The organism is Frigidibacter sp. MR17.24 (genome assembly GCF_037095655.1).
In the GTDB taxonomy this organism is placed as follows: domain Bacteria; phylum Pseudomonadota; class Alphaproteobacteria; order Rhodobacterales; family Rhodobacteraceae; genus Frigidibacter.
Genome location: NZ_JBAWKE010000002.1, coordinates 172,377 through 191,248 on the forward strand (window position 1 = coordinate 172,377; position 18,872 = coordinate 191,248).

Sequence of the window (18,872 nt, forward strand, 5' to 3'; positions counted from 1 at the left end):
TCACCGCAAGCGCCCGGCCTTGGCAAGGCCCCGGGGCTCAGCGGGCGATCACGGGAACGCGGCTTCCCGCCGGCGCCGACATATTGGCGTGAACGCCGTCCCGCAATCCGGGCCCGTGCAGCTCGAGCCGCGTCGCGGCCAGGCTCTCGGCCAGCCACAGCGCCAGCGCGACGCCGTCGCCCGCCGCGCCCTTGGGCCCGTCCACCGCGTCCAGCACGATCTTCGACGGCGCCCAGACCACCATCTGGTCGTGCTTCATCGCCCAGTCGATCTCGGTGCGCGAGGCGACGACGACGCAGCGGCGGTCGCGCGCGGCCAGCCGCCAGGCGTTCTGCTCGATCGCCAGCAGGTCGATGCGCCGCTGGGTGACCGGCTGGCCGCTTTCGGGCACCGCGCCGGGCGGCAGGCCCACCGCCAGGATCACCGGCACGCCCTCGGCCTGCAGCGCGTCCAGCCGCGCCGCCAGCCCCGGCCCCTCGATCGTCGCGTTGTCGAGATAGGCCACCACCGGGTGCAGCGCCGCGTCCGAGCCATCCTCGGCCCGTGCCCGCACCGGGGCGGCGGCGCGCGAGCGCACGATCTCGACCCCCAGCGCGCCGGGGCCGCGGTCGAGCTTCTCGATCCGCACGAAGACCCGCATCGCCTGCGGCTCGTCCAGGATGCGCTCGCCGACCTTCTCGGCCAGCGTCTCGAGCAGGTTCAGCCGGCTTGCGCCCAGCTCGGCCGCGATCGCCTCGGTGATCCGGTCGTAGCTCAGGATCCGGTCGACGTCGTCCTCAAGCGCGGCGGGATGCGGGCGCACCTCGACCACGACGTTGAAGCGCAGCCGCTGGCTTTGCCCGCGCTCCTGCTGGAAGGCGCCGATATCGGCCGCGACGACATGGTCGCGCAGCGAGATGCGGTCGCGGGGATCGGCCCCGGCCGAGGCTTCGGCCCGCTCCTCGGGATGGGCGAAGGCCAGGCTGATATCGGTGCTCATGACGAGGCTCCCGCGGGAAAAGACGCGCGATATATATCGCCGCGGGCCGGTCTGGGAAGGCGCAATCCGCCCCCTTTTCGGGCCGGGGCGACCTCAGCGGCGCAGCGTGCCCGAGGCGTCGGCCACGACCTCTTCGCCCGAGGCGACGGCGGCGCCGGGCTTGCGGTAGAAGATGTGGTCACCGATCGTGGCGGTCTTCACGAAGCGCCGGGCCCAGCCCGGATTGACGCGCGGCGTGTGGAAATGGGTCGCGCCCGCGGTCAGCAGGCGCGGCGCGCCGTCCATCATCGCGCGGGCGACGCGCCCGGCCCGGTCCCAGGCGGAGCGGTCGCCGATCGTCTCGGGGCGGCCGTCGCAGGTGTACGAGAACTGGCAGCTGCCGCCGCCCGATTGGTTGACCACGCCGCAGATGGTGTTGGGATAGTCGCGCGCCTCGACCCGGTTCAGGATCACCTCGGCCACCGCGGCCTGGCCGTCCAGCCCCTCGCCGCGGGCCTCGAAATACAGCGCCTGCGCCAGGCACTGGTACTGGTCGTCACCCTTGGGGATCGGCTGCCTGGCAAGCCAGGCGGGATCGGTGACCTTCGCCTCGGTCGCCCGGCCCTCGACCGCGCCGCTGCGCCCGAACCGGGCGAAGGCGCCGAACAGGCCGCGCTGGGTCTGCGGCCCGGGGCCGACCATCGCCGCGACCGCCGTGGGCGCGACGCCCGACAGCGCCGCGTGTTCCTGCCCCAGAAGCCGGGCCGCGTCGCCTTCGATCGCGGCGGCGGGGGCGTTCGACTGGCTCATCGTGACGTCCGCCGCGGCGGGTCCCGCCAGGGCGATCAGGCTCGCGGCCAGGGTCGAACGGAGAAGACGGGTCATGCGGCTTCCGGCATTGTTTCAACGGCGCGCGGAATCTCCGCGACCGGGGGCAATTAAAGACCGGTTTGAACATTGCCCACCAAGGGACTGATTTGTCGGCGGATTTCCGCCACCCGGTCGCAAAACGCGACCGTTCCCGCGCAAGGCGCGGCACCCCCAGATCCTGTTTTGGGCGGAAGATCTAGCGGGTGGACGGCGGCGCCATTGGCGCATCTTGTGGCGTTTTGCGATCGACCAGCGCGAAATGGGCGGCGGCGAGGCGCGCAACCGGAACGCGAAACGGCGAGCAGCTGACGTAATCGAATCCCGCCGCGCGGCAGAAGGCGATGGATTCGGGGTTGCCGCCATGCTCGCCGCAGATCGACAGCGTCAGGTCCGGACGGGTCTCGCGGCCGCGGCGCGCGCCGATCAGCAGCAGCTCCCCCACCCCGTCGTTGTCGAGCGTGTGGAACGGGTCCTCGGCATAGACGCCCTGCTGCACGTAGCTGCCCATGAACCGCCCGGCATCGTCGCGCGACAGGCCGTAGGTCATCTGGGTCAGGTCGTTGGTGCCGAAGGACAGGAAGGCCGAATGCTGCGCGATCTCGCCCGCGCGCAGCGCCGCGCGCGGCGTCTCGACCATCACCCCGAGCCGATAGTCGAAGGTGCCGCCGGTCTCGTTGCGCACCGCGGCCGCGACGGCGTCGATGCGGGTCTTGACCAGCTCGACCTCGCGCCGGGCCGAGACCAGCGGGATCATGATCTCGGGCACGATCATCGCGCCGCGGCGGCGGGCCGCGATCGTGGCCTCGAAGATCGCCCTTGCCTGCATTTCGTAGATTTCCGGCATGGTGATGCCCAGCCGGACCCCTCGCATACCCAGCATCGGGTTGAATTCCGTCAAGGCCTCGACCCGGCGGCTGACCTCGGACAGCGGCCGCGCCAGCGCCTCGGCCAGCTCGCGCAGGCCCTCGCGGTCATGGGGCAGGAACTCGTGCAGCGGCGGATCGAACAGGCGGATGCAGACCGGCAGCCCCGCCATGATGTCGAACAGCGCGATGAAGTCGGCGCGCTGCATCGGCAGCAGCCGGTCCAGCGCCGAGCGGCGGTCGCCGGCGGTGTCGGCGAAGATCATCTCGCGCATCACCGTCAGACGGTCCTCGTCGAAGAACATGTGCTCGGTGCGGCACAGCCCGATGCCCTCGGCCTCGAACATCCGGGCGGTGCGGGCATCGTCGGGGGTGTCGGCATTGGCGCGGATGCCGATGTCGCGCACCGCGTCGGCCCAGCGCAGCAGCGTGCGGAACCCGTCGTCGAGCGCCGGTTCGAGCATCGCCGGCGCCCCGGCCAGCACGTCGCCGCTGGTGCCGTCGATGGTGATCTCGTCGCCCTCGCGCAGCACCCGGCCGTCGGGCCCGGTCAGCGTGCGGTCGCGCGACGACAGCCGGATCTCGGAGGCGCCGACGATGCAGGGCAGCCCGAGGCCGCGCGCGATCACCGCCGCATGGCTGGTCATGCCGCCGCGCTCGGTCAGCACTGCGACGGCGGCGTGCATGCCGCGGATGTCCTCGGGCGCGGTCTCGCGCCGCACGAGGATGCAGGGCTCGCCCCGCGCGGCCGAGGCCTGGGCCGCGGTGGCGGTGAAGACGATCCGCCCGGTGGCCGCGCCCGGCGAGGCCGCGATCCCGCGCGCCACCCGGTCGCGCGGCACCCGCGGATCGACCTGGAAATGCAGCAGTTCCGACAGCGCCCGCGGCTCGATGCGCAGCAGCGCATCCTCGCGCGTGATCACCGCGTCATCGGCCAGCGCCACGGCGATGCGCACCGCCGCCCGCGACGACCGCGGCACCCGCACCGCGTCGATGACCCGCAACTGGCTGTCCTCGATCGCGAATTCGATCTGCATCTCTTCGCGCAGGCGCTTGCGGCAGATCGCGCCCATCGCCACCAGATCGGCGAAAAGCCCGGGCGCCGCATCCTGCAACGCCGGGCCGCGCGGATCGGTCGTCAGGTACAGCGTCTCGCGCGCGGGGCGGTCGGCGCCGGGATGCGGGGCGCGGCCCTGATGCTGGCCGCGGAAGCGCCCCGTCACCTGCGGCTGGCCGGTCACGCCCTCGACGAACTGGATCGTGCCCGAGCCCGACAGGCCCGGCCCGACGCCCAGCGCCATGCCCTGCACGATCAGCCCCAGGCTCGCTTCGGCCGGGGCGCCCTTGGCCTGGCGCAGCAGCCGCGCCGTCGGCCCCTCCCAGCTGCGCGCCATCGAGCGCATGACCTCGGACAGCTGCTGCGCCGGGTCCTGCGGGAAGGGTTCGTCGGTCTCGTCGGCATAGGCCTCGAGCGCGGCCTCGAGCGCGCCGGGGCCGAGCGGATCGCTGAACCGGTCGGGGTCCAGCCGCGCGACATGGATCGCGAAGGCCTGCACGAAATGCAGGTAAAGCGCATCCGCGGCCTCGGCGCCGTGGCTGTCCGACAGCCGCGCGTGCAGCGCGTCGTTCATGCCGACGTTCAGCACCGTCGAGGGCCCGCCCCATTCCGGGTTCTCGGGCGAGGGCCGGACCGAGACCAGCGGCCCGGGCCCGAATTCGGCGATGATGCGGGCGGCGTTGGGCAGCGCGCCCGAGGCCATGGCGCGCACGGTGTCGAAGGGCAGCGCCACGGTCACCGGCACCGGCAGCGCGAGCCGGACCAGCCGCTGCAGGCATTTCGCACGCCAGCCATGGCGCGCGACCGCGATCGGCGCGGTCGGCGCGATCACCGTGTACTCGGTGAGATCCAGCGTTTTCTGCACCGCAGCATCCTCCTGTCGGCGCCAGCATACGCTGGTTGCGATTCTCCGCAAGCGCTGCCGGGCCGCCCCCTCCCCGCCCCGAGACTCCCCCGTCCCGGGCCCGGTTTCAATTGGCCTTTCCGCTCCCCCTCAGCCGTCGACCCGGCCGAGATCGGCGACGGCGAGGCAGATGGTGCGGATGCGGCTGAGCAGGTTCAGCCGGTTGCGGCGCACGACCTGGTTGTCGGCATTGACCTGCACCGCCTCGAAGAAGGCGTCGATCGGGGCGCGCAGGGCGGCCATCGCCGCCATGGCGGCGGCGAAATCCTCGGCCTTCATCGCCGGCGCGATCAGCGCCTCGGCGGTGTCGAGCGCCGAGAACAGCGTCTTTTCCGTCTCGTGCTCGGCGAACTTCACGTCGGCGCCGAAGCTGTATTCGACGCCGTCCTTGGCCTCGGCCTGGGTCAGGATGTTGTTGGCGCGCTTGAAGCCCTGGATCAGGTTGGCCCCGTCCTCGGTCGCCAGCACCGTGGCCAGCGCCTGGGCGCGTTTCACCAGCAGCGTCAGGTCGTCGGCCCCGGGCATCGCGAGGCAGGCGTCGATGACGTCGTGGCGGATGCCCTGATCGCGCAGATACACCTTGAGCCGGTCGTGGAAGAACGACAGCAGGTCCGCCGCATCCGCGCCCGGGTTGGCCTTTTCGAACATTTCCGCCAGCGACAGCCGCAGATCGTTGGTCAGGATCAGACGAATGCAACCAAGTGCCGCCCGACGCAGCGCGAACGGATCCTTCGAGCCCGTGGGCTTCTCGTCGATCGCCCAGAAGCCGGTCAGCGTGTCGAGCTTGTCCGCGAGCGCCACCGCGACCGAGACCGGCGCCTGCGGCACCGCGTCCGAGGGGCCGAGCGGGGCGTAATGCGCCTCGCAGGCGGCGGCGACGGCGGCGGGCAGGCCCGCGGCCTCGGCATAATAGCGGCCCATCAGGCCCTGAAGCTCCGGGAACTCGCCGACCATGGCCGATTGCAGGTCGGCCTTGGCGACCTCGGCCGCCAGCCGCGCCTGCGCGGGATCGGCGCCGACGGCCGGGGCCAGCGTCTCGGCCAGCGTGGCGATGCGGGCCACCCGCGCGGCCTGCGAGCCAAGCTTGTTGTGGAAGGTGACATTCGCGAGGCCGGCGCCGAGGATCTTCATCCCCTCGGGCTGGGACACCACGCGCAGGTCGTTCTCCCAGAAGAATTTCGCATCCGACAGCCGCGCCCGCAGCACCTTGCCGTTGCCGTGCAGGATCGTCGCGCCGTCATCCGCCGTCTCGCGGTTGGCGACGGTCACGTAGCGCTCGATCCGGCCCGTCTTCGGGTTGCGGACCGAGAAGAACTTCTGGTGCTCCTTCATCGAGGTCTGCAGCACCTCGGGCGGCAGGCCCAGGAACTCTTCCCCGATCGCGCCCATCAGCACCACCGGCCATTCCACGAGGCCCGAGATCTCCTCGAGCAGCCCCGCGTCCTCGACGATCTCGAGCCCGGCGGCAAAGGCGCCATTGGTGGCGTCGGCCTTGATGTGCTCGGCCCGGTCCGCGGCGTTCAGCACCACGCGGGCGCGCTTGAGCTTCGCCGCGTAATCCTCGAACGAGGAGACCGAAAACCGCGCCGGCGCCATGAAGCGGTGGCCCTCGGTCGTATCGCCCGCGACGATGCCGTCGATGTCGAGCGGCACCACCGTCGCGCCGGCCTCGTCGGTCAGGATGCACAGGATCGACTGCAGCGGGCGCACCCAGCGCAGGGAACCCTCGCCCCAGCGCATCGATTTCGGCCAGGGGAAGGTGCGGATCGTGCGCTCGAGCACCTCGGCCACGATGCCGGCGGCGTCGCGGCCCGGCTTCTCGATCACCGCGAAGTAGACCTGGCCCTTCTTCTCGTCGCGCGTCTCAAGCTCGGCCAGCGTCAGCCCGGTCGAGCGCAGGAACCCCTCGATCGCCTTCTCGGGCGCGTCGGTGCGCGGGCCCTTGCGCTCTTCGCGCACCGCCATCGACTGCGCCGACAGCCCCTCGACCGTCAGCGCCAGGCGCCGGGGCGTCGAGAAGGCGGCGGCCGCGGCATAGGTGAGGCCGGCATCGACCAGACCCTGCGTCACCAGCGCCTTCAGATCCTCGCGCGCACGCGGCTGCATCCGCGCGGGGATTTCCTCGGAGAAGAGTTCGATCAGAAGGTCGGGCATCGGGTCACCGCTGGCTTGTCCGCTGGCGGGAATACCGGCCCTGCCCCGCGGCGTAAAGCCCGCTGATCCCTGCGGCGATCCGGCTAGTCGCCGCAGACCCAGACCGCGCCGCCGACGACGACCACGCTGGCGGCCGCCCCGGCCAGCGCCAGCGGCGCCGCCATCAGCGCCGTCGCCGCGCTGCCGATCCCGGCCATGGCCGAGCTGAGCCCGGCGGTCGAGCCCGACAGGATCATCGCCCCCGACTGGTGCTTGACCGCCTGCACCCCCGCCGAGGCCCCGGCCGAGGCCATCTCGCGCGCCTCGCGGCCCGAGGCGTTGACGAAGCGGCAGACCTTGCCAGGCCCCTCGCACAGGCCCATCGCATCGCGATCGCCCATCGCAAGGCCCGAATAGCCCATCATCGGATCGCTTTGCAGGCAGAACACGTCGCGTTCGCGCGGCGACAGGTCCGGCGCCATGTCGGCGATCACCACCTTGGCCGGGCAGCGCCCCGCGCCAAGGTTGCGCTTCTCGCGCTTCGACGACCATGTGTTCTCGTCGGTCGCGTCATAGCCCAGCGTCTTGGCCACCCCGCCGATCACCGCGGTGCAGGCGGTGACCTCGGTCACCTCGACGGCATCGCTCACCGGCGGGACCGGCGGCGCGCCGGCCGGCGTGTCGGGGCCCGGCGTGGTCGCGGGCTGCGACGAGGGCGTGTCGCCGGCCTGCCCCGCCGTCGCGGCGGCGGGTGCCTCTGCCGCGGGCTCGGCCGGTGCCGCGTCGGCCGTCTCGCCGCCGGCCGCGGTCGCCGGGTCGGAGGGCGCCGGGTCGGAGGGCGCCGCGGCCTCTGCTTCGGTGCCGGCCTTTGCCTCGGTGCCGGCCCCGGCGTCGGCAGTGGTTCCGGCGCTGGCGGCAGGCAGCTGCTGGGCCGCGAGCGGCGCGGCAAGGGGCGGGGCCGCCACGAACGCGGCAAGGGCCGCGGCCAGCAGGGGGTGACGCATGATGATATGGCTCCGGGGCTCGATCCGCGGGCGGTCTTCCGCCGCCCTCGGGCGCGCAATCTAGCCGATCGGCCGCGCCACGGCGAGAGCGGCCGGCGCATGGCTGCCATCACATCCGCATCACGTCGCGCCCGCCCCCCAACGACCCCGGCGAAGACCCTGCCGGGCGCGCGAGGCTTGACTTCCGGCCCCGCCTGCCCCATCTGCCGGAAACCCGAGGCCCGCTGCCGCGTGAGCAGCCGCGCCCGCCGACCACCCCGATCCGACGCCGATGGGCGCGGGGGTGGCCGGGCGACAGGCATCGGGGACCGGCTCCCATCACGCCAGGGGTCATGCGGGCCGTGCCCGCGACCCGCCCCCGATGCGCCCGGTCTCTCCCCCGGGTGCCCTCCCCCCTGCGCAGCCGCCGTCCCAGGCGGGCCGCGCCATCCGAAAGAGACAGCCTTGAGCAATTTCGAGAGCCTGGGCCTTGCCCCGGACGTCCTGAAGAACATCGCCAAGATCGGCCTGACCACCCCGACGCCGATCCAGGCCGAGGCGATCCCCGAGATCGTCAAGGGCCGCGACCTGCTGGGCCTGGCGCAGACCGGCACCGGCAAGACCGCCGCCTTCGGCCTGCCGATGATCACCCGCCTGCTCAAGCACGGCGGCAAGCCGGGGCCGAAGCAGGTCCGCGCGCTGATCCTCGCCCCCACCCGGGAACTGGCGACCCAGATCTCGGACAACATCACCGCCTATGCCGACGGCACGCCGATCCGCGTGTTCCGCATCGTCGGCGGCGCCTCGGTCAATGCCCAGATCGAGCGGCTGAAGCGCGGCGTCGACGTGCTGATCGCGACGCCGGGCCGGCTGATCGACATCCTCGACCGCAATTCGGTCGACCTGACCAAGGCCGAGTACCTGGTGCTGGACGAAGCCGACCAGATGCTGGACATCGGCTTCATCCACGCGCTGCGCCGGATCGCGCGCTACCTGCCGCGCACGCGCCAGACGCTGCTGTTCTCGGCCACGATGCCGAAGCTGATGGAAGAGCTGGCCGACACCTACCTGACCGAGCCGGTGCGCGTCGCGGTGAACCCGCCCGGCAAGGCCGCCGACAAGATCGAGCAGGGCGTGCACTACGTGAACCAGGGCGACAAGGCCAAGCTTCTGGCCGAGTACGTGGGCAAGCACCCGGGCGAGCTGGCGGTGGTCTTCGGCCGCACCAAGCACGGGTCGGAAAAGCTGTCGCGCCTGATGGAAAGCTGGGGCTTCTCGGTCGCCGCGATCCACGGCAACAAAAGCCAGAACCAGCGCGAGCGCGCGCTGGCCGCGTTCCGCGCCGGCGAGATCGAGGTGCTGATCGCGACCGATGTCGCGGCGCGCGGGCTCGACATTCCGGATGTGAAGCACGTCTACAACTTCGACCTGCCGAACGTGCCCGAGAACTATGTCCACCGCATCGGCCGCACCGCGCGGGCGGGCAAGGACGGCCGGGCGGTGGCGTTCTGCGCCCCGGCGGAACTTGGCGAGCTGCGCGCGATCGAGAAGGCGATGAAGGCCGAGATCCCGGTGATCGGCGGCGAGGTGCCCGAGGGTGCGGCCCCGACGCCGAAGGGCCGCGGCCAGCGCGGCGGCGGCCGCCCGGGCCCGAGCCGGTCGCAGGGCGGCGGCACCGGGCGCCCGCAGGGCAACGGCGGCGGCCAGCGCGGCCCGAAACCGGCGGCGGCCAAGCCCGCCGGCGGCGAGGCCAGCCCCAGCCGCAAGCGCCCCGCCCGGCGCCCCTCGCGCCGGCCCAAGAGCCAGCAGCCCGCCTGAGCGGGACCCGACTGGCGCCCGACCGGGGCCAGATCGGCGATTGATTTGCGGCGCGCGGGGGCCTAACCCTCGCGCGCATGGCCAAGCTGTACTTCCACTATTCGACGATGAACGCCGGCAAGTCGACGATCCTGCTGCAGGCGTCGCACAACTACCGCGAACGCGGGATGGCGACGGTGATCCTGACCGCCGCGATCGACGACCGCGCCGGCGCGGGCCGGGTCGAGAGCCGCATCGGCATCGGCGAGCCCGCCGCCACCTTCGACGCAACCACCGACATGTTCGATTTCGTCAAGCAGGCGGTCGCCGACTGCGATCCGCACTGCGTTTTCGTCGACGAAGCGCAATTCCTCAGCCAGGAGCAGGTCTGGGACCTGGCCCGGGTCGTCGACGATCTGGGGCTGCCGGTGATGTGCTACGGGCTGCGCGTCGACTTCCGCGGCGCGCTGTTCCCGGGCTCGGCCGCGCTGCTGGCGCTGGCCGACGAGCTGCGCGAGGTGCGCACGATCTGCCACTGCGGGCGCAAGGCGACGATGGTGCTGCGCATGGGCGCCGACGGGCGCCCGGTCTTCGACGGCGACCAGGTGCAGATCGGCGGCAACGAAAGCTATGTCTCGGTCTGCCGCCGGCACTGGCGCGCCTCGGATGCCGGTCAGCCCGCGCGCCAGATCCCGTAGGCGCGCTGCAGGTGCGCGACGCAGGCGCGGTTCGCCGCGTCGCGGTCGGCCGCCTCGATCACCTGGCGGTGCAGCGCCTCGGGGCCGCGCTGGCTGGGCAGGTCGATGCTGAAGCGTGACCGCGTCGCGTGCAGCCAGACCGGGTGGCCCGCGCGCATCATCTGCCCCGACAGCCAGACGTCGTCGACCGCCCAGAGCACGGGCGGGATGTCGAAGGCGGCATCGTCGAGGAAATCGGGCCGGATCGCCACGCCCGACAGCCCCTCGGCGATGTCGGCGAAGCCCGAGCGAGCGAAGCTGCGCGGGCGGGCGCGCAGCGCGGGCGGCACCCGCCCGGCCCCGCCCCAGCGCAGCGCCTGCCAGGCGCGCTGCAGCCGGTAGGCCGGGTCGCGCCGGCCGCGGCCGCGGCGCATCCGCGGCGCGGGCTGGGTGACCGCGGGCAGGCCGATGTGGCGCAGGTGGAACCCCTGCAAGCACAGCGCCGCCCCCGGATGCGCGGCGCGATCGGCCAGCAGCAGCCCGGCCCAGCCCGGGGTATAGATCCGGTCGTCGTCGCAATAGAGCAGGTCGACCGCCTGCCCGCGCAGGTCCCGCGCGGCATAGAGCGCCTTGGTCGCGGGCCCGAGGTCGTCGGGCACGCGGATGACCTCGACACCTTTCGGAACATCTGGCAAGGCGCCGTCATAGTCGGGAAAGCGGCGGTAGCGGCGCGGCAGATAGAGGCGGACCTCGGCCGGCGGGCGGTGCTGCGCCAGAAGCGCGGCCAGCACCCGCGGCAGGTCGGCGAAGCGCGAGGGGATCGAGCTGAGCGAGATGATGTACAGGACCGGCCCCCTCCAGAAGGCGCGGCTTCCTCTTGCCCCCGGGCCGGTGCGGGGGTCAAGGCGGTGATCTGGCTGATGCGGCACGGGCAGACCGCGTTCAACCTGCAGGGACGCTATCAGGGGCGGCTGGATTCGCCGCTGACCGCGCGGGGCCGGGCGCAGGCCGCCGCGGTCGGGCGGCTGCTGGCGCAGCGCCTCGACGCGCCGCCGACGGTCCTGTGCAGCCCGCTCGGCCGGGCGCGGGCGACGGCGGCGCTGGTCGCCGGCGCCTTCGCGCCGCCGCCCGCGATCACCGACGAGCCGCGGCTGTCCGAGGTGGCGCTGGGCGACTGGGACGGGCTGACCCGGGCAGAGATCACGGCGCTGGCGCCCGGCCACCGGCGCGCGGCGCCGCGGCGGCAGTGGATGTTCCACGCCCCCGGCGGCGAGCGGCTGGCGCCGGTGCTGGCGCGGCTGGAGGCGGTGCTGGACGAGGCCGGGCGCCTGCCGGGCGAGGTGCTGCTGGTCAGCCACGCGATCACCGGGCGGCTCTTGCGCGGGCTGCACGAAGGGCTGCCGCTGGCCGAGGCGCTGCAGCTGGACGCGCCGCAGAACGCGGTCTTCGCGCTGGCCCCCGGCGGCAGGATCGAGCGGGTCGAGGCCGCGGGCCTCTAGCCGCCCCCGCCCCCGCCCCCGCCCCAGCTTTTCCAGGCGTAAAGGGCCCCGCCCTGCCGCGCGACATTGGCGGCGACGGCGGCCTCGACCTCGGGCAGCGGGGTCGCGTCGGGCAGCTGGCCCGCGACGGTGGCCGCGGGCAGCAGCCGCACCATCGCGCCGCGCGCCGCCAGCGTGAAGGGCAAGGGCCCCGTCACCCACCAGGCCGGCTGGCCCGGCAGCAGCGCCGCCACCTGCGGCAGGCGGTCGACCAGCAGCCGCAGCACCGGGTGGCCCGGCGGCGCGGCGATCAGCGCGTTGCCCAGCAGCAGCGTGCCGGTATGGGTGAGCCGCGGCGTCGCCTCGGCCAGCGCCGAGAGGCCGGTCGCGGGCACCATCGACCCGGGCCCGAGATCGGGCCGCGCCGGCATCCAGTCGCAGTCGAGATAGACCCCGCCGTGGCGCGCGAGGATCGCGTAGCGCGCGACGTCGACCGCCCCCGGCAGGTCGCCCCGCGCCCGCATCGCGACGAAGAGCGGGTCGCCCGCGATGCCCTCGGCCGCCAGCGCGGCCTCGTCCCACAGCCGGTGGTGCCAGCCGTGGCGCGCGGCATGGGCGGCCCAGGCGGCCACCGTGACCGGCGCCGGCCCGCCGATCCAGACCTGGTGCAGCACCGGGGGCACCGCGGTCTCGTCCTGCGGGCAGGCGCCGAGCGGCGGAAACAGCGGCGCGAGCAGCTCGGGCGGCGGGACCGCCAGCGCCTGCAGCCCGAGCCGCGCGACCGCGTCGCCCTCGGCCTTGGCAAGCCGCAGCCAGGTCGACTGCAGCCGCCGCGGCAGGCCCAGCGCCGTGCGGGCGGCCGGATCGGCCGCGTCGTCGGGCACCCGGGTCGCCTGCAGCCGGGCCCGCGCCCCCGCCAGATCCCCGGCCGCGATCTGCTGCCGGACCAGGGCGATCGCCGCGCCAAGAAGCGATTTATTCGTCATCCGACCGTCCCGGGCTGACATTCCTTCTGGACGCGGGTAGCCCTTCCGTGAAGGGTCGGCAATGGGGGGGCGATCTTCAGGTCGCCTGAGACTGCTGGACACCGATGCCGACTGACCTTGCACATGATCCCGTGCCACCCGCCGCCGGACGCGACCTGCTGCGCGTCGAGGACCTGGCCGTGACCTTCCCGCTGCTGCGCGGCCAGATCGCCGCGGTGCGCGGCACCAGCCTGCGCGTGGCCCCCGGCAAGGTGACGGCGCTGGTGGGCGAGAGCGGATCGGGCAAGACCGTGGTCAGCCAGACGGTTCTGGGCCTGCAGCCGCGCGCCGCCCGCGTCTCGGGGCGGATCCTGTTCGACGACGGCACCGGGCCGGACGGTCCGATCGACCTGCTGGCCCTGCCCCATGACGGCCGGCGCATCCGCCAGATCCGCGGCGCCCGGATCGGGATGATCTTCCAGGAGCCGATGACCTCGTTCTCGCCGCTGCACACGATCGGCGACCAGGTGTCCGAGGCGCTGAAGATCCACAGCCTGATCAGCCCCGCCGAGCGGCGCGAGCGCACCGAGCACATGCTGGCACGCGTCGGCTTCCCGCATCCGGGCCGGGTCTTCGACATGTATCCGTTCGAGCTGTCGGGGGGGATGCGGCAGCGGGCGATGATCGCGATGGCGCTGATCTGCGGCCCGTCGCTGCTGATCGCGGACGAGCCGACGACGGCGCTTGATGTCACGATCCAAGCGCAGATCCTGGCGCTGATCAAGGACCTGCAGGCCGAGACCGGGCTTGCGGTGCTGCTGATCACCCACGACCTGGGCGTCGTGGCCAACACCGCCGACGAGGTGGTGGTGATGCACGAGGGCCGGGTGATGGAGGCCGGGCCGGTCGAGGACATCTTCCGCCGTCCCGCCCATCCCTACCTGCGCGGGCTGATGGCGGCGCTGCCCAACCTCGAGCCGGGGCCGCCCGAGCGGCTGAAGCCGCTGCGCGAGATCGCCCCGGGCAAGCTGGCCGCGATCGGGCGGATCGCGGCGCGGGCCGAGGCGCCGGCGCTGCCGGGGCACCGCGCGCCAGGCCAGCCGCTGGTGCGGGTGCGCGACGTGTGGAAATCCTTCCTGCCCCGCGGCGAGAGCTGGCGGCTGTTCGGCAGCCGCACCGCGCCGGTGCCGGCGGTGCGCGACGTCAGCTTCGACATCCTGCGCGGCGAATGCCTGGGGCTGGTGGGCGAGAGCGGATCGGGCAAGACGACGCTGGGCAAGATGCTGGTGCACGCGATGCGGCCCGACAGCGGGTCGATCACCTACGAGGCGGGCGAGCGCACCATCGACCTGGCCGAGGCGACGGGGGCGGACCTGACGCTGCTGCGCACCCGGGCGCAGCTGATCTTCCAGGACCCGGTCTCGTCGCTGTCGCCGCGGATGTCGGTGGGCCGGATCCTGTCCGAGCCGCTGGACATCCACCGCCGCGGCACCCCGGCCGAGCGGCGCGAGACGGTGGCGGCGCTGCTGCAGGCGATCGGCCTGCCGCCGGGCGCCGCGCAGCGCTATCCGCACAGCTTCTCGGGCGGGCAGCGCCAGCGCATCGGCATCGCCCGCGCGCTGGCGCTCGGCCCCGACTTCGTCGTCTGCGACGAGCCGGTCTCGGCGCTCGATGCCTCGGTGCAGGCGCAGATCCTCAACATGCTCAAGGACCTGCAGAAGGACCTGCACCTGACCTACCTGTTCGTGTCGCACAACCTCGCGGTGGTGAACTACATGGCCGACCGGATCGCGGTGATGTGGCAGGGCCGCCTGGTCGAGATCGCGCCGCGCGACCGGCTGATGACCGGCGCGCGCCATCCCTACACCCAGGCGCTGCTGGCGGCGGTGCCGCTGCCCGACCTGAACCACCCGCTGGACGTGGCCGCGGTCGGCCGGGCCGCGGGCAAGCCCGGCGACTGGCCCGCCGCCTTCCGCGAGGAGCCGGGGGCCGAGATGCAGATGGCCGACATCGGCGACGGCCACCTGGTGCGGATGCGCGCCGAGGCCGACGCGCGGGAGCTGGTGGCATGAGCGGCGCGTGGGTCCCGCCGATCACGCTGTCGCGGCGCCGGGCGCTGGGGCTTCTGGCCGCGGGCGCGGGCCTGCCGGCCACGGCCGCGCGCGCGCTGGGGCCCGGGCGGTTCACCGGGCCGCCGGTCCTCGAGGACGCGGTGCAGATCGGGCAGATGCCGCCGGTCGAGGGCCGGCTGCCGCGGGTGCCGCGGGTGGTCGACCTGTCGGGCGAAGGGCTGGCGCCGGGCCGGCACGGCGGCACGATCCGCATGCTGATCGGCGGGCAGCGCGACGTGCGCTACATGGCGATGAACGGCTATGCGCGGCTGGTGGGCTATGACCGCGATCTGCGGCTGGTGGCCGACATCCTCGAGCGCTACGAGGTGCAGGAGGGCCGGATCTTCACCTTCCGGCTGCGCCCCGGCCACCGCTGGTCGGATGGCGAGCCCTTCACCTCGGAGGACTTCCGCTACTGCTGGCAGGACGTGATCGAGCATCCCGAGCTGGGCGGGCTGCCGCGCGACCTGCTTGCCGACGGCGCGCCGCCGTGGTTCGAGCAGCTTGACGAGCATACCGTGCGCTATTCCTGGGATGCGCACATGCCCGACCTGCTGCCGGGGCTGGCGGCGCCGGTGCCGGTGCGGCTGTTCCTGCCCGCGCATTACATGAAGCAGTTCCACGCCGACTATCAGACCCCCGAGCGGCTGGCCGAGCTGGTGCAGGCGCAGCGGGTCGACGACTGGTCGGCGCTGCACACGAAGATGTCGCGCTATTCGCGCCCCGAGAACCCCGACCTGCCGACGCTGGAACCCTGGCGGCCGCGCACCGCCCCGCCCGCGCAGCAGTTCGTCTTCGAGCGCAATCCCTATTTCCACCGCGTCGACACCGAGGGGCGCCAGCTGCCCTATGTCGACCGGGTGCTGCTGAACGTCAGCTCCTACGAGATCATCCCCGCCAAGGTCGCGACCGGCGAGAGCGACCTGCAGCCGATGGGCCTCGATTTCGCGGATTATACCCTGCTGAAAGAGGCCGAGAGCCGCTATCCGGTCAAGGTCTCGCTCTGGACGCGGGCGCAGGGCTCGCGCGTGGCGCTGCTGCCGAACCTGACCTGCGGCGACGCGGTCTGGCGGCCGTTCCTGCGCGACGTGCGGGTGCGCCGGGCGATGTCGCTGGCGATCGACCGCACCGAGATCAACAAGGTGCTGTTCTTCGGGCTGGCGCGGGAAAGCGCCAACACCGTGCTGCCGCAAAGCCCGCTGTACCGCGAGGAATACCGCACCGCCTGGACCGAGCATGACCCCGAGCAGGCCAACGCGCTGCTGGACGCGGCCGGGATGGGCAAGGCCCGGCTTGACGGCTATCGCCGCCTGCCCGACGGGCGGGTGGCGGGGATCATGGTCGAGACGGCCGGGGAAAGCACGGTCGAGACCGACGTGCTGGAACTGGTCGCGGACCATTTCCGCGAGATCGGCCTCGCGCTGTGGACGCGGGTGTCGCAGCGCGACCTGTTCCGCAGCCGGATCATGGCCGGGCAGGTGACGATGTCGGTGTGGTACGGGCTGGACAACGCGCTGCCCACGGCGGCGATGCCGCCCTACCAGCTGGCCCCCACCGCCGACGACCAGTACCAGTGGCCGGTCTGGGGGGTGCACTACCTGTCGCAGGGCGCGCAGGGCCAGCCGCCCGAGCTGCCCGAGGTGCAGCAGCTTCTGCGCCTGGTCCACGACTGGCGCGCCACCGACGACGACGACCGCCGGGCCGAGATCTGGCACCGGATGCTGGCGATCCATGCCGACCAGGTCTTCACCATCGGCACCGTCAACAGCGCGCCGCAGCCGCTGCTGCACCGCGCCGACCTGCGCAACATTCCCGAAAAGGGGCTGATGGGCTACCTGCCGACCTCGCTTCTGGGCGTGTACATGCCCGACACCTTCTGGTTCGACGCGGAGAGCTGAGCATGCTGGGCTACATCCTGCGCCGGATCCTGATGATGATCCCCACGCTGATCATCATCTCGATGCTGGTCTTCACCATCGTCGAGCTGCCGCCGGGCGACTATTTCGAAAGCTACGTGCAGGAGCTGCGCGCGCTGGGCGAGACCGCCGACCTGCAGGAGATCGAGCAGCTGAAGGCGCGCTACGGCTTCGACCAGCCCGCGCCGGTGCGCTACGTGCACTGGGTGCTGGGGATGCTGCACGGCGATTTCGGCTACAGCTTCGAATACCGGATGCCGGTGAACGAGGTGGTGGGCGACCGGCTGTGGCTGACCATGGTCGTCAGCTTCGTGACGATCCTGTTCACCTGGGCGCTGGCCTTCCCGATCGGGCTCTACTCCGCCACCCGCCAGTACAGCTGGGGCGACTACGGGCTGACCTTCCTGGGGCTGATGGGCATCGCGGTGCCGCATTTCATGATGGCGATCATCATGATGTACTTCGCCAACATCTGGTTCGGCACCTCGATCGGCCACCTGATGGACCTGCAGTACCTCAACCAGCCGATGAGCTGGGACAAGTTCCGCTCGATCCTGGCGCACCTGTGGATCCCGGTGATCATCATCGGCACCGCCGGCACCGCCGGCATGGCGCGGCGGCTGCGCGCCAACCTCTTGGACGAGCTGAACAAGCCCTATGTCACCACCGCCCGCGCCAAGGGCCTGTCGCCCACCCGCACCACGCTGAAATACCCGCTGCGGATGGCGCTGAACTTCTTCATCTCCGACATCGGCTCGATCCTGCCCTCGATCATCTCGGGGGCCGAGGTGACGGCGATCATCCTGTCGCTGGAGACCACCGGCCCGATGCTGATCAAGGCGCTGCAAAGCCAGGACATGTACCTTGCGGGCTCGTTCCTGATGTACCTCGCCTTCCTGACCGTGATCGGGGTGCTGGTGTCGGACATCGCGCTGACGCTTCTCGACCCGCGCATCCGCCTGCAGGGGAGGAAGTCGCGGTGACGCTGAAACTCGGCCCCCCCGGCGCGCCGCTGCCGCATTACGTCTCCGACATCGTCTTCGACCCGGCGGTCGAGCCCGGCAGCCAGCAGGCCACCGGCACCGCCGAGGCGTCGCAGCTGCGGATGATGTGGCTGAAGTTCCGCCGCCACCGGCTGGCGGTGGTCTCGGCGGTGTTCCTTGCGGTGATGTATGCCTCGCTGCTGATCACCGAGTTCCTCGCGCCCTACGCGCTCGACAGCCGCGACATCGACGCGATCTATGCCCCGCCGCAGCGGGTGCACCTGTTCGACCAGGGCCGGTTCGTCGGCCCCTTCGTCTACGGCCAGACGATGGAGCTGGACATGGTGCGGCTGCAGCGGATCTACACCGACGATCCCGCCGACGTGCAGCGGCTGCGGTTCTTCTGCCGCGGCGACGGCTACGACTTCTGGGGCCTCGTGCCGGCCGACCTGCACCTGGTCTGCCCGGCCGAGGGCGGGCGGCTGTCGCTGCTGGGCACCGACCGGCTGGGGCGCGACGTCTTCTCGCGCATCCTCTACGGCGCGCGGATCTCGCTGACGATCGGGCTTCTGGGCACGCTGATCAGCTTCGGGCTGGGCATCGTCATCGGCGGCATCGCCGGCTATCGCGGCGGCTGGTTCGACACCGGCATGCAGCGGATGATCGAGGTGCTGCAGTCGATCCCGTCGATCCCGCTGTGGATGACGCTGGCCGCGATCATCCCGGTGTCGTGGTCGCCGATCCTGGTCTATGTCGGCATCACCGTGATCCTGGGGATGCTCGACTGGACCGGGCAGGCCCGCGCCGTGCGCTCGAAGCTGTTCGCGCTGCGCGAGGAGGACTACGTGCTGGCGGCCGAGCTGATGGGCGCGCGCGCGCCGCGCATCATCGGGCGCCACCTCGTGCCGGGGTTCATGTCGCACCTGATCGCCTCGGCCAGCCTCAGCGTGCCGGGGATGATCCTGGGCGAGACGGCGCTGACCTTCCTGGGGCTCGGGCTGCGGCCGCCGGTGACCAGCTGGGGCATCCTGCTGACCGAGGCGCGCGGGATCAACATCATCGCCGTCTACCCGTGGCTGCTGTGGCCGATGCTGCCGGTGGTGCTGGTGATCCTTGCCTTCAACTTCATGGGAGACGGCCTGCGCGACGCGGCCGACCCCTACAGATAGCCCTTTCC

Annotated in this window: 14 protein-coding genes; 7 read left to right on the top strand and 7 right to left on the bottom strand. The window is 72.4% G+C overall.

Translation table 11 applies throughout. The annotated features are described in order from the left end of the window. Positions 1–37: 37 nt before the first annotated feature. From V8J39_RS08010 to V8J39_RS08030, 5 genes are all read right to left on the bottom strand, one after another. On the bottom strand, positions 38–979 hold the full coding sequence (locus V8J39_RS08010) for a dihydroneopterin aldolase (RefSeq protein ID WP_336460370.1): 942 nt from the start codon (positions 977–979) through the stop codon (positions 38–40). A 93-nt stretch (positions 980–1,072) separates the two neighbouring features. Further along, a complete protein-coding gene (locus V8J39_RS08015) occupies positions 1,073–1,843 on the bottom strand; it encodes a cell wall hydrolase (RefSeq protein ID WP_336460371.1) in 771 nt (256 codons plus the stop codon). Positions 1,844–2,024: 181 nt separating this feature from the next. Next, positions 2,025–4,613, bottom strand: a complete 2,589-nt coding sequence (locus V8J39_RS08020; protein ID WP_336460372.1) for a putative PEP-binding protein — start codon at positions 4,611–4,613, stop codon at positions 2,025–2,027. 129 nt (positions 4,614–4,742) lie between these two features. Next, positions 4,743–6,806: a glycine--tRNA ligase subunit beta gene (gene glyS, locus V8J39_RS08025; RefSeq protein ID WP_336460373.1), complete on the bottom strand. Its 2,064-nt coding sequence runs from the start codon at positions 6,804–6,806 to the stop codon at positions 4,743–4,745. Between the two features lie 83 nt (positions 6,807–6,889). Further along, entirely contained in the window at positions 6,890–7,789 is a 900-nt protein-coding gene (locus tag V8J39_RS08030) for a hypothetical protein (protein ID WP_336460374.1), read from the bottom strand. Between the two features lie 444 nt (positions 7,790–8,233). Between V8J39_RS08030 and V8J39_RS08035 the strand changes: the two genes are divergently transcribed. Beyond that, positions 8,234–9,586 carry a DEAD/DEAH box helicase gene (locus V8J39_RS08035; RefSeq protein ID WP_336460375.1) on the top strand — a complete coding sequence of 451 codons (1,353 nt, stop codon included), beginning with the start codon at positions 8,234–8,236 and terminating at the stop codon, positions 9,584–9,586. Positions 9,587–9,663: 77 nt separating this feature from the next. Beyond that, complete coding sequence (locus tag V8J39_RS08040) at positions 9,664–10,263, top strand: thymidine kinase (RefSeq protein WP_336460376.1); 600 nt, start codon at positions 9,664–9,666, stop codon at positions 10,261–10,263. Here V8J39_RS08040 and V8J39_RS08045 read toward each other — a convergent pair. After that, positions 10,239–11,171 carry a glycosyltransferase family 2 protein gene (locus V8J39_RS08045; RefSeq protein WP_336460377.1) on the bottom strand — a complete coding sequence of 311 codons (933 nt, stop codon included), beginning with the start codon at positions 11,169–11,171 and terminating at the stop codon, positions 10,239–10,241. The genes V8J39_RS08040 and V8J39_RS08045 overlap by 25 nt on opposite strands. Here V8J39_RS08045 and V8J39_RS08050 point away from each other — a divergent pair. Next, entirely contained in the window at positions 11,151–11,741 is a 591-nt protein-coding gene (locus V8J39_RS08050) for a histidine phosphatase family protein (RefSeq protein WP_336460378.1), read from the top strand. The two genes, V8J39_RS08045 and V8J39_RS08050, sit on opposite strands and share 21 nt — an antisense overlap. On the opposite strand, the gene V8J39_RS08055 is transcribed toward V8J39_RS08050, so the two are convergent. After that, positions 11,738–12,706: a glycosyltransferase gene (locus V8J39_RS08055; protein ID WP_336460379.1), complete on the bottom strand. Its 969-nt coding sequence runs from the start codon at positions 12,704–12,706 to the stop codon at positions 11,738–11,740. The genes V8J39_RS08050 and V8J39_RS08055 overlap by 4 nt on opposite strands. A 104-nt stretch (positions 12,707–12,810) precedes the next feature. Between V8J39_RS08055 and V8J39_RS08060 the strand changes: the two genes are divergently transcribed. The 4 genes from V8J39_RS08060 to V8J39_RS08075 are packed head-to-tail and all read left to right on the top strand — an operon-like array spanning position 12,811 to position 18,864. Beyond that, positions 12,811–14,757, top strand: coding sequence for an ABC transporter ATP-binding protein (locus tag V8J39_RS08060; protein ID WP_336460380.1), 1,947 nt, complete (start codon positions 12,811–12,813; stop codon positions 14,755–14,757). Beyond that, positions 14,754–16,694, top strand: a complete 1,941-nt coding sequence (locus tag V8J39_RS08065; RefSeq protein ID WP_336460381.1) for an ABC transporter substrate-binding protein — start codon at positions 14,754–14,756, stop codon at positions 16,692–16,694. The genes V8J39_RS08060 and V8J39_RS08065 overlap by 4 nt, the downstream gene beginning before the upstream one ends. Positions 16,695–16,696: 2 nt before the next feature. Further along, positions 16,697–17,695 (top strand): ABC transporter permease, encoded by a 999-nt coding sequence (locus tag V8J39_RS08070; RefSeq protein WP_336460382.1) that lies wholly within the window; start codon positions 16,697–16,699, stop codon positions 17,693–17,695. After that, positions 17,692–18,864: an ABC transporter permease gene (locus V8J39_RS08075; RefSeq protein ID WP_336460383.1), complete on the top strand. Its 1,173-nt coding sequence runs from the start codon at positions 17,692–17,694 to the stop codon at positions 18,862–18,864. The genes V8J39_RS08070 and V8J39_RS08075 overlap by 4 nt, the downstream gene beginning before the upstream one ends. Positions 18,865–18,872: the final 8 nt, after the last annotated feature.

Coding starts and splice junctions, on each gene's coding strand:
- V8J39_RS08010 (WP_336460370.1), bottom strand. CDS start 979: ATGAGCACCGATATCAGCCTGGCCTTCGCCCATCCCGAGGAGCGGGCC.
- V8J39_RS08015 (WP_336460371.1), bottom strand. CDS start 1,843: ATGACCCGTCTTCTCCGTTCGACCCTGGCCGCGAGCCTGATCGCCCTG.
- glyS (WP_336460373.1), bottom strand. CDS start 6,806: ATGCCCGACCTTCTGATCGAACTCTTCTCCGAGGAAATCCCCGCGCGG.
- V8J39_RS08030 (WP_336460374.1), bottom strand. CDS start 7,789: ATGCGTCACCCCCTGCTGGCCGCGGCCCTTGCCGCGTTCGTGGCGGCC.
- V8J39_RS08040 (WP_336460376.1), top strand. CDS start 9,664: ATGGCCAAGCTGTACTTCCACTATTCGACGATGAACGCCGGCAAGTCG.
- V8J39_RS08055 (WP_336460379.1), bottom strand. CDS start 12,706: ATGACGAATAAATCGCTTCTTGGCGCGGCGATCGCCCTGGTCCGGCAG.
- V8J39_RS08060 (WP_336460380.1), top strand. CDS start 12,811: ATGCCGACTGACCTTGCACATGATCCCGTGCCACCCGCCGCCGGACGC.
- V8J39_RS08065 (WP_336460381.1), top strand. CDS start 14,754: ATGAGCGGCGCGTGGGTCCCGCCGATCACGCTGTCGCGGCGCCGGGCG.
- V8J39_RS08070 (WP_336460382.1), top strand. CDS start 16,697: ATGCTGGGCTACATCCTGCGCCGGATCCTGATGATGATCCCCACGCTG.